Genomic DNA, 9,190 nt, shown 5'->3' on the forward strand with positions numbered 1-9,190 from the left:
CAAGCTGCTGACCACGCTCAATGCCATGGTCCGAACTGGCAAACCTTGGGACAAATCGCTTCACAGCGCTTGACTTCCAAGACGGTTACTCAGTCCTTGGCCAGCGCCGCGAAGGTCTTGCGGAATTTCGCCACCTTGGGCGCCGCCACCGCCATGCAGTAACCCTGGTACGGGTTGCGTTCGAAGAAGTCCTGGTGGTAGTCCTCGGCCGGCCAGTAATTCGCCAGCGGCAGCAGCTCGGTCACGATCGGCGCGCCGAAGGCGTTGTCGGCCGTCAGCTCGTCGATCAGTGCCTGCGCGGTGGCGCGCTGCTCCTCGGTGGTGAAGTAGATGCCGCTGCGGTACTGCGTGCCCACGTCGTTGCCCTGGCGGTTGAGCGTGGTCGGGTCGTGGACCACGAAAAAGATTTCCAGCAACTGGCGGGTGCTGACCTGGGCCGGGTCGTACACCAGCCTGACCACTTCGTTGCAACCGGTGCGCCCGGTGCACACGGCCTCGTAACTGGGCTGGGCCGCCTGCCCGTTGCTATAGCCGGATTCCACGTCCAGCACGCCGCGCACGGCTTTGTAGACGCTTTCCGTGCACCAGAAGCAACCGCCTCCGAGCACCAGGGTGGATGGATTCATGCCGATTTCCTTGAAGCCGAGGGAGTTCTTGGAGTCACCACCGAGAGCGCGGGTTCCGCGACCTCCACAGGCTCGGCCAGGGCCGGATACGCCTGGGCCAGCGGCATCGCCGTGCCGGCGGCACTGGGGTCGTAGCCGGGCAGGCTGGCCAGCGTCGCCTGGAAGCTCGGGTCGCGCAGCACCGCAAACACCTTCTGCGCCGCGGCGGTGGGCACCACATCGTTGCGGCAGAGCAGAAAGTAGCGCTCGGTCGCCACGGGCACGAAGTCGAGCCGGAAGTGGCGCGCTGGCGGCTCCAGCCCGAAGCCCACGTCGGCCATGCCGCTGGCCACGTAGGCGGCCACGGCCGCGTGGGTGTATTCCCCGTGTTCGAAGCCCGAAATCTGCATCGGGTCGACGTCCTGCGCCTGCAGCAGGCCTTCGAGCAGCAGCCGCGTGCCCGAACCGGACTGGCGGTTGATGAAGCGCACCTGCGGCCGCGCCAGATCGGCCAGCGCAAACAGTTCCTTGGGATTGCCGGGCCGCACCATCAGCCCCTGGCGCCGGGTGGCGATGTGGACCAGCGTCAGGCCCATGCCCTGCAGCCAGGGCCGGTAGTGCTGCACGGCCATGGCTTCCATGGCGCCGATGGGCAGGTGCATGCCCACCATGTCGCACTCGCCTTCGCGCAGCGCGGCGGCGGCGGCGGAACAACTGGCGTAGCTGAAGTTGAGCTTGAGGCCATCGTGCTCCAGCCGCTCGATCAGGCGCTCGATGGCGAAACCGTGGCTGGCGTGCAGGCGCAGCGCCGCCGGCGCTTCCTGCAGGGCGCTGCGCAGCTCCTCGGCCAGTTCGGACGACAGGCTCTCCAGCACCGGCCGCAGACGCGCGTGGATGCGCCGGTCGGCCCAGACGATGCGGGCCCCGAGATCGGTCAGGGTCGAGCCCCGGCCGCGCTCCATCAGCAGCAGCGGGGTGTGGAATTGAGCTTCCCCGTCGCGCACCAGGTCCCAGGCGCGGCGGTACGACAGCCCCAGTTGCCGCGCCGCCAGCAGCAGGCTGCCGGTTTCCGACACCTGCACCAGCAGTTCGATGAGCCGGGACGGCAGCGAAGGCCCGTCGGGGTCCTGGATGGTCCAGACCGGGCGAATGGAAACCTGCTTCATCGTGGGTCTATCTGTCAAAGTCGTGGATCGTGTCATTGCTGGGCTGGCGCACCTTACCGGGTTATCACTTAGGAAGTGGACTGCCATTGCACAGGGCGTCGGACTTCATATTGAGCAAACGCGCGACCCTTGCCAATATGCGCCCGCCGGCAGATACCGGCCGCATTCCCTCCCGAATGACGAACCCTTCAGCAGGAGACAAGATGTCAACAGTGAACATCCCCGGGGCTGGCACCCTGGACCATCCCGATGGCGGACTCCTTTCCAAGGAACGCATCATCGCAGCACCCGGCTTCAACCGCTGGCTCGTACCGCCGGCGGCCCTGGCCATCCACCTGTGCATCGGCATGGCCTACGGCTTTTCGGTGTTCTGGCTGCCGCTGTCCAAGGCGCTGGGCATCAAGGAATCGATCAAGTGCGGGCCGGAGGTCGGCTTCTTCGGCCAGTTGTTCACCACCCAGTGCGACTGGACCATCTCCACCCTGGGCTGGATGTACACCCTGTTCTTCGTGTTCCTGGGCCTGTCGGCCGCCATCTGGGGCGGCTGGCTCGAACGGGTCGGTCCGCGCAAGGTGGGCGTGCTGGCGGCCTTCTGCTGGGGCGGCGGCATGCTGTTCTCGGCCCTGGGCGTGTACCTGCACCAGTTCTGGATGATGATCCTCGGCTCGGGGATCATCGGCGGCATCGGGCTCGGACTGGGCTACATCTCGCCGGTGAGCACCCTCATCAAGTGGTTCCCCGACAAGCGCGGCATGGCCACCGGCATGGCCATCATGGGCTTTGGCGGCGGCGCCATGATCGGCTCGCCGCTGGCGGCCGAGCTGATGAAGCACTTTGCCACCCCGACCAGTGTCGGCGTGTGGGAAACCTTCGTCGTCATGGGCGTCCTCTACATCGTGGCGATGCTGATCGGCGCCTTCGGCTACCGCATCCCGGCCCACGGCTGGAAGCCCGCCGGCTGGACGCCGCCGGTGCAGGGCCAGAGCAAGGCCATGATCACCCACGGCCACGTGCACGTGAAGAAGGTCTGGGGCATTCCGCAGTTCTGGCTGGTGTGGATGGTGCTGTGCATGAACGTGTCGGCCGGCATCGGCGTGATCGGCATGGCCAGCCCCATGCTGCAGGAAGTGTTCGGCGGCTCGCTCATCGGTGAGGCCGCCAAGTTCGGCGAGCTCGACAAGGCCCAGCTCACCGCCATCGCGGGCGTGGCCGCCGGTTTCACCGCGCTGCTGAGCCTGTTCAACATCGGCGGCCGCTTTTTCTGGGCCAGCCTGTCCGACCGCTTCGGCCGCAAGATGACGTATTCGATCTTCTTCGTCCTCGGCGGCCTGCTGTACTTCAGCATCCCGGCCAGCGCCGGTGCCGGCAGCCAGCTGCTGTTCGTGGCCGCGTTCTGCATCATCCTGAGCATGTACGGCGGCGGCTTCGCCACGGTGCCGGCCTACCTGGCCGACCTGTTCGGCACGCAGATGGTGGGCGCTATCCACGGTCGCCTGTTGACCGCGTGGGCGACCGCAGGCATTCTGGGCCCCGTGGTGGTGAACTACATGCGCGACTATCAGCTCGGTCTGGGCATCCCCCGCGAACAGGTCTACAACCAGACCATGTACATCCTGGTCGGGATGCTGGTGCTCGGCCTGATCTGCAACCTGCTGATCCGCCCGGTGGCCGACAAGCATTTCATGACCGAGGCCGAACTCGCGCAGGAAAACCGCAAAGCCCGGGAACGCGCCGCCGCCAACGAGGTCGGAGAAAGCCATGCGGCCTACCACGCCACCAACCCGGTGTTCGTCTGGCTGGCCTGGGCCGCCATCGGCGTCCCGCTGGCCTGGGGCGTCTACCGCACCCTGCTGAGCGCCGCCAAGTTCTTCCACTGACCCCGACCACAGGCCGCCCCACGAGGCCCCGCATCGCATGAAGCTCATTCCCAGTTCCGCCCAAGACCTGGCCACGGTGTCCGCGCTGATCGCCGAACACCGCGACCAGCCTGGCGCCCTCCTGCCCCTGCTGCACGCGGTGCAGGACGCGCTGGGCCACGTGCCCGACGACGTGGTGCCCGCCATCGCGCGCGCGCTCGGCCTCTCGCGAGCCGAGGTGCACGGCGTCATCACCTACTACCACTTCTTCCGCCGCGAAGCGCCCGGGCGGCAGGTGGTGCAGGTATGCCGCGCCGAAGCCTGCCAGGCCTGTGGCGGGGAAGAACTGCTGGCACTGGCCGAACGCGTGCTGGGCTGCGAACGCCACAGCACCCGCGCCGACGGCGCGGTGACGCTGGAGCCGGTGTACTGCCTGGGCCTGTGCGCCTCGTCGCCGGCGGTGCAGATCGGCGAGAAGCTGCACGCGCGGGTGACCCCCGCGCGCCTGCAAAGCCTGCTGGCCCATGTGGCCGACACGGCGGAGGTGGCACCATGACGGCCGTGACCTTCTACGTGCCCTGCGACTCTGCGGCCCTGGCCGTGGGGGCCGACGAGGTGGCCGCCGCCATCGCGGCCGAAGCGCGGCAGCGCGGCCTGGCGGTGAGCATCGTGCGCAACGGCTCGCGCGGCCTGTTCTGGCTGGAGCCGCTGGTCGAGGTGGCCACACCGGCCGGCCGCGTGGCCTATGGTCCCGTGGCGCCTGAAGACGTGCCCGCCCTGTTCGATGCCGGCTGGCAGGATGGCGGCGCGCATGCGCTGCGCCACGGCGTCACCGAACAGATTCCCTTCCTGGCGCTGCAGGAGCGCCTGACCTTCCGCCGCATGGGCGTGACCGATCCGCTGTCGCTGGCCGATTACGAAGCCCACGACGGCTGGGCCGGCTTGCGGCGGGCGTCGGGCATGACCCCCGAAGCCATCGTCAACGAGGTCACGCACTCGGGCCTGCGCGGCCGCGGCGGCGCAGCCTTCCCGGCCGGCATCAAGTGGAAGACCGTGGCCGGTGCGACCGCGGCGCAGAAGTACGTGGTCTGCAACGCCGACGAAGGCGATTCGGGCACCTTCTCCGACCGCATGACGATGGAGGGCGACCCCTACATGCTGATCGAAGGCATGGCGATCGCCGGGCTGGCGGTGGGTGCCACCATGGGCTACGTCTACATCCGCAGCGAATACCCGCACGCGGTGGCCACCATGCGCGAAGCGATCCGGCGCGCGACCGCCGCCGGTTTCCTGGGCGACAACGTCTGCGGCCATGGCCGCGCCTTCCGCCTGGAAGTGCGCAAGGCCGCCGGCGCCTACGTGTGCGGCGAAGAAACCGCCATGCTCGAAAGCATCGAAGGCAAACGCGGCGTGGTGCGCGCCAAACCGCCCCTGCCGGCGCTGGAAGGCCTGTTCGGCCAGCCGACGGTGATCAACAACGTCATCACGCTGGCCACCGTCCCGGTGGTGCTGGCGCGCGGCGCCGATTTCTACCGCCACTTCGGCGTCGGCCGCTCGCACGGCACGCTGCCCTTCCAGTTGGCGGGCAACGTGAAACAGGGCGGCCTGGTCGAAAAGGCCTTCGGCCTCACGCTGCGCGAGCTGCTCTACGGTTTCGGCGCGGGCACCCGCAGCGGCCGGCCCGTCAAGGCGGTGCAGGTGGGCGGCCCGCTGGGCGCCTACGTGCCCGAATCGAAATGGGACGAACCGCTGGATTACGAAGCCTATGCCGCCTTCGGCGCCGTGGTCGGCCATGGCGGCATCGTGGTGCACGACGACACCGCCGACATGGCGGCGCTGGCCCGCTACGCCATGGAGTTCTGCGCGCTGGAGAGCTGCGGCAAGTGCACACCCTGCCGCATCGGCAGCACGCGCGGCGTCGAGGTGATCGACCGCATCACCCAAGGCCAGAACAAGGCTGCCGCGCCGGGCCGCTCCCAAGCGGCAGCGTCCTCCTTGGGGGGAGAAGCGTCAGCTGCAGGGGGCAAGATGGCACAGGTGCACCTGCTGCGCGACCTGTGCGACACCATGCTGGGCGGCAGCCTCTGCGCCATGGGCGGCATGACGCCCTACCCCGTGCTCTCCGCACTGGACCATTACCCCGAGGACTTCGGCATCGCCCCACCGAGCGAAAAAGCCGCCTGACACGACCCGAAGGAGCCCCACGATGTTGCACCACCACACCCCCGAGATCGACCACGGCACGCCGCCGAGCCGCTCCCTTGAGACCGTGTCGCTGACCATCGACGGCAACCGCGTCGACGTGCCCTTGGGCACGTCGCTGATGCGCGCCGCCGTGGACGCCGGCATCCAGGTGCCCAAGCTGTGCGCCACCGACAGCCTGGAGCCGTTCGGCTCCTGCCGCCTGTGCCTGGTGGAAATCGACGGCCGCCGCGGCTTTCCCGCCAGTTGCACCACACCGGCCGAAGCCGGCATGGTGGTGCGCACGCAGACGCCCAAGCTGCAGCAGTTGCGCAAGGGCGTGATGGAGCTCTACATCAGCGACCACCCGCTGGACTGCCTGACCTGCGCCGCCAACGGCGACTGCGAGCTGCAGGACATGGCCGGCGTGACCGGCCTGCGCAACGTGCGCTACGGCGTCGCGGGTGAGGCGGTGGACGGCGTGTGCGGCGCCCACCACACGAAAGCGAAGCCGGACGAGTCCAACCCCTACTTCACCTACGACGCGAGCAAGTGCATCGTCTGCAACCGCTGCGTGCGCGCCTGCGAAGAAACGCAGGGCACCTTCGCGCTGACGATCTCGGGCCGGGGCTTCGAGAGCCGCGTCTCGCCCGGCCAGGACCAGCCCTTCATGGACAGCGACTGCGTGAGCTGCGGCGCCTGCGTGCAGGCCTGCCCCACGGCCACGCTGCAGGAAAAGACCGTCATCGAACTCGGCCAGCCCGAGCACAGCGTCATCACCACCTGCGCCTACTGCGGCGTGGGCTGCGGCTTCAAGGCCGAGATGAAGGGCAACACGGTGGTGCGCATGGTGCCGTGGAAGGACGGCAAGGCCAACGAGGGCCATTCCTGCGTGAAGGGCCGCTTCGCCTGGGGCTACGCCACCCACAAGGACCGCATCACCAAGCCCATGGTGCGCGAGAAGATCACCGACGCCTGGCGCGAAGTGAGCTGGGACGAAGCCATCGGCTTCGCCGCCGAGCGCTTCAAGGCCATCCAGGCGCAGCACGGCAAGGACTCGGTGGGCGGCATCACGTCCAGCCGCTGCACCAACGAAGAGGTCTACCTGGTCCAGAAGTTGATCCGGGCCGCCTTCAACACCAACAACGTCGACACCTGCGCCCGGGTCTGCCACTCGCCCACCGGCTACGGCATGGGCCAGACCTTCGGCACCTCGGCCGGCACGCAGACCTTCAAGTCGGTGGAGCAGGCCGACGTGATCATGGTCATCGGCGCCAACCCCACCGACGCCCACCCGGTGTTCGGCTCGCGCATGAAGAAGCGCTTGCGCGAAGGGGCGAAGTTGATCGTGGTCGACCCGCGCCGCATCGAGCTGGTCGACTCTGCCCACATCCGCGCCGACCACCACCTGGCGCTGCGGCCGGGCACCAACGTCGCGGTCATCACCGCCATGGCGCACGTGGTCGTGACCGAAGGCCTGGTCAACGAGGCCTACGTGGCCGAACGCTGCGACACCAAGAGCTTCCAGGAGTGGCGCGAATTCGTGGCACGCCCGGAGAACTCGCCCGAGGCCTTCGAGGCCGTCACCGGCGTGCCGGCGGCCGACGTGCGGTGTGCCGCGCGGCTGTTCGCCAGCGGTCCGAATTCGGCCATCTACTACGGCCTGGGCGTGACCGAGCACGCACAGGGCAGCACCATGGTCATCGGCATCTGCAACCTGGCCATGGCCTGCGGCATGGTCGGGCGCGAAGGCGTGGGCGTGAACCCGCTGCGCGGCCAGAACAACGTGCAGGGCAGTTGCGACATGGGCAGCTTCCCGCACGAGCTGCCGGGCTACCGCCACATCAGCGACACCACCGTGCGCAGCCAGTTCGAGGCCGCCTGGGGCGTGGACATCAGCCCCGAACCGGGCCTGCGCATCCCCAACATGTTCGAAGCCGCCCTGGCCGGCAGCTTCCGCGGTTTGTACTGCGTTGGTGAAGACATCGTGCAGAGCGACCCCAACACGCAGCACGTGGCCGCGGCGTTGTCGGCCATGGACTGCATCGTGGTGCAGGACATCTTCCTCAACGAGACCGCCAAGTACGCGCACGTGCTGCTGCCGGGCAGTTCCTTCCTGGAAAAGGACGGCACCTTCACCAACGCCGAGCGCCGCATCAGCCGCGTGCGCCAGGTCATGCCGCCGCTCTCCGGCGTGGGCGACTGGGAAGCGACCATGAAGCTGTCCAACGCGCTGGGCTACCCCATGCACTACGCGCACCCCGAAGAGATCATGCGCGAGATCGCGCTGCTGACCCCCAGCTTTGCCGGTGTGAGCTACGAGAAGATCGAGCGCCTGGGCAGCGTGCAATGGCCCTGCAACGAGACCACCGACGAGGCCGGCACGGCGATGATGCACATCGACCGCTTCGTGCGCGGCAAGGGGCGCTTCTTCAACACGCAGTACGTGCCCAGCGAAGAGAAGGTCAATGGTCGCTACCCGCTGCTGCTGACCACCGGCCGCATCCTGAGCCAGTACAACGTGGGCGCACAGACGCGGCGCACACCCAACAACCAGTGGCATGACGAAGACCGGCTGGAAATCCACGCGCACGACGCCGAAGAGCGCGGCATCGCGCACGGCGACTGGGTCGGCGTGACCAGCCGCGCCGGCCAGACCGTGCTGCGCGCCGAGGTCAGCGACCGCATGCAACCGGGCGTGGTCTACACCACCTTCCACTTCCCCGAGTCGGGCGCCAACGTCATCACCACCGACAGCTCCGACTGGGCCACCAACTGCCCCGAATACAAGGTCACGGCGGTGCAGGTGTCCAAGGTGATCCAGCCGTCGGAATGGCAGCAGCGCTACGCCGACTTCAACCGCCAGCAGCTCGACCTGCTGGCGCAGGGGCGCGGGCGCAAGACCGAGGCGGTCGGCCCATGACCCCCGCCCGCGTCTTCCGCCGCGGCCTGCCCGCCGTCCGCCCCCTTTCTGCCCGTTGACCCATGGACATCCACAACCTGCTGCACATGGCCAACCGGATCGGCCAGTTCTTCGAATCCATGCCCGACCAGGCAGAGGCGTCGAAAGAGATCGCCACGCACCTGCGCAAGTTCTGGGAACCGCGCATGCGGCGCGAACTGCTCGCCCACCTCGATGCGCATGACGGTGAAGGCCTGCTGCCCATCGTCAAGCAAGCGGTGATCGCGCACCGCGACACGCTCGAACCGGCGACGGCCGCCAGCCGATGACCGCCGCACCGGCCTTGCGGGACGACGCCCTGGCCGGCCTGCTCGGTCGGCGCTCGGTCTCGCCCAAACGGCTGGTCGCGCCCGGGCCGGATGCGGCCGCGCTCGAAGCCATGCTGCAGGCCGCCCTGCGTGCGCCCGACCACGGCGGCCT

At 68.3% G+C, this 9,190-nt stretch carries 7 protein-coding genes; 5 read left to right on the plus strand and 2 right to left on the minus strand.

Annotation, left to right across the window (positions count from 1 at the left end):
- Positions 1-89: 89 nt before the first annotated feature.
- Both msrA and QQK43_RS21935 read right to left on the minus strand, forming a co-directional pair.
- The gene (gene msrA / locus QQK43_RS21930) at positions 90-626 is read right to left on the minus strand and encodes a peptide-methionine (S)-S-oxide reductase MsrA (RefSeq protein WP_234262960.1); all 537 of its coding nucleotides are present in this window, start codon (positions 624-626) and stop codon (positions 90-92) included.
- Positions 623-1,771, minus strand: a complete 1,149-nt coding sequence (locus tag QQK43_RS21935) for a substrate-binding domain-containing protein (protein ID WP_234262962.1) — start codon at positions 1,769-1,771, stop codon at positions 623-625. The genes msrA and QQK43_RS21935 overlap by 4 nt, the downstream gene beginning before the upstream one ends.
- A 203-nt stretch (positions 1,772-1,974) precedes the next feature.
- On the opposite strand from QQK43_RS21935, the gene QQK43_RS21940 reads away from it, so the two are divergent.
- From QQK43_RS21940 to QQK43_RS21960, 5 genes are all read left to right on the plus strand, one after another.
- Positions 1,975-3,648, plus strand: coding sequence for an OFA family MFS transporter (locus tag QQK43_RS21940; RefSeq protein WP_234262963.1), 1,674 nt, complete (start codon positions 1,975-1,977; stop codon positions 3,646-3,648).
- 37 nt (positions 3,649-3,685) lie between these two features.
- On the plus strand, positions 3,686-4,183 hold the full coding sequence (locus tag QQK43_RS21945) for a formate dehydrogenase subunit gamma (protein ID WP_234262964.1): 498 nt from the start codon (positions 3,686-3,688) through the stop codon (positions 4,181-4,183).
- Positions 4,180-5,811, plus strand: coding sequence for a formate dehydrogenase beta subunit (locus tag QQK43_RS21950; RefSeq protein ID WP_234262965.1), 1,632 nt, complete (start codon positions 4,180-4,182; stop codon positions 5,809-5,811). The genes QQK43_RS21945 and QQK43_RS21950 overlap by 4 nt, the downstream gene beginning before the upstream one ends.
- Positions 5,812-5,833: 22 nt before the next feature.
- Entirely contained in the window at positions 5,834-8,731 is a 2,898-nt protein-coding gene (gene fdhF, locus QQK43_RS21955) for a formate dehydrogenase subunit alpha (protein ID WP_284309477.1), read from the plus strand.
- A 62-nt stretch (positions 8,732-8,793) separates the two neighbouring features.
- Complete coding sequence (locus tag QQK43_RS21960; protein WP_234262968.1) at positions 8,794-9,039, plus strand: formate dehydrogenase subunit delta; 246 nt, start codon at positions 8,794-8,796, stop codon at positions 9,037-9,039.
- Positions 9,040-9,190 lie beyond the last annotated feature (151 nt).

The sequence above is a fragment of the Hydrogenophaga electricum genome, from assembly GCF_030160815.1.
GTDB classification, from domain to species: Bacteria; Pseudomonadota; Gammaproteobacteria; order Burkholderiales; family Burkholderiaceae_C; genus Hydrogenophaga; species Hydrogenophaga electricum.

Coding starts and splice junctions, on each gene's coding strand:
- QQK43_RS21960 (WP_234262968.1), top strand. CDS start 8,794: ATGGACATCCACAACCTGCTGCACATGGCCAACCGGATCGGCCAGTTC.
- QQK43_RS21940 (WP_234262963.1), top strand. CDS start 1,975: ATGTCAACAGTGAACATCCCCGGGGCTGGCACCCTGGACCATCCCGAT.
- QQK43_RS21935 (WP_234262962.1), bottom strand. CDS start 1,771: ATGAAGCAGGTTTCCATTCGCCCGGTCTGGACCATCCAGGACCCCGAC.
- QQK43_RS21950 (WP_234262965.1), top strand. CDS start 4,180: ATGACGGCCGTGACCTTCTACGTGCCCTGCGACTCTGCGGCCCTGGCC.
- QQK43_RS21945 (WP_234262964.1), top strand. CDS start 3,686: ATGAAGCTCATTCCCAGTTCCGCCCAAGACCTGGCCACGGTGTCCGCG.
- msrA (WP_234262960.1), bottom strand. CDS start 626: ATGAATCCATCCACCCTGGTGCTCGGAGGCGGTTGCTTCTGGTGCACG.
- fdhF (WP_284309477.1), top strand. CDS start 5,834: ATGTTGCACCACCACACCCCCGAGATCGACCACGGCACGCCGCCGAGC.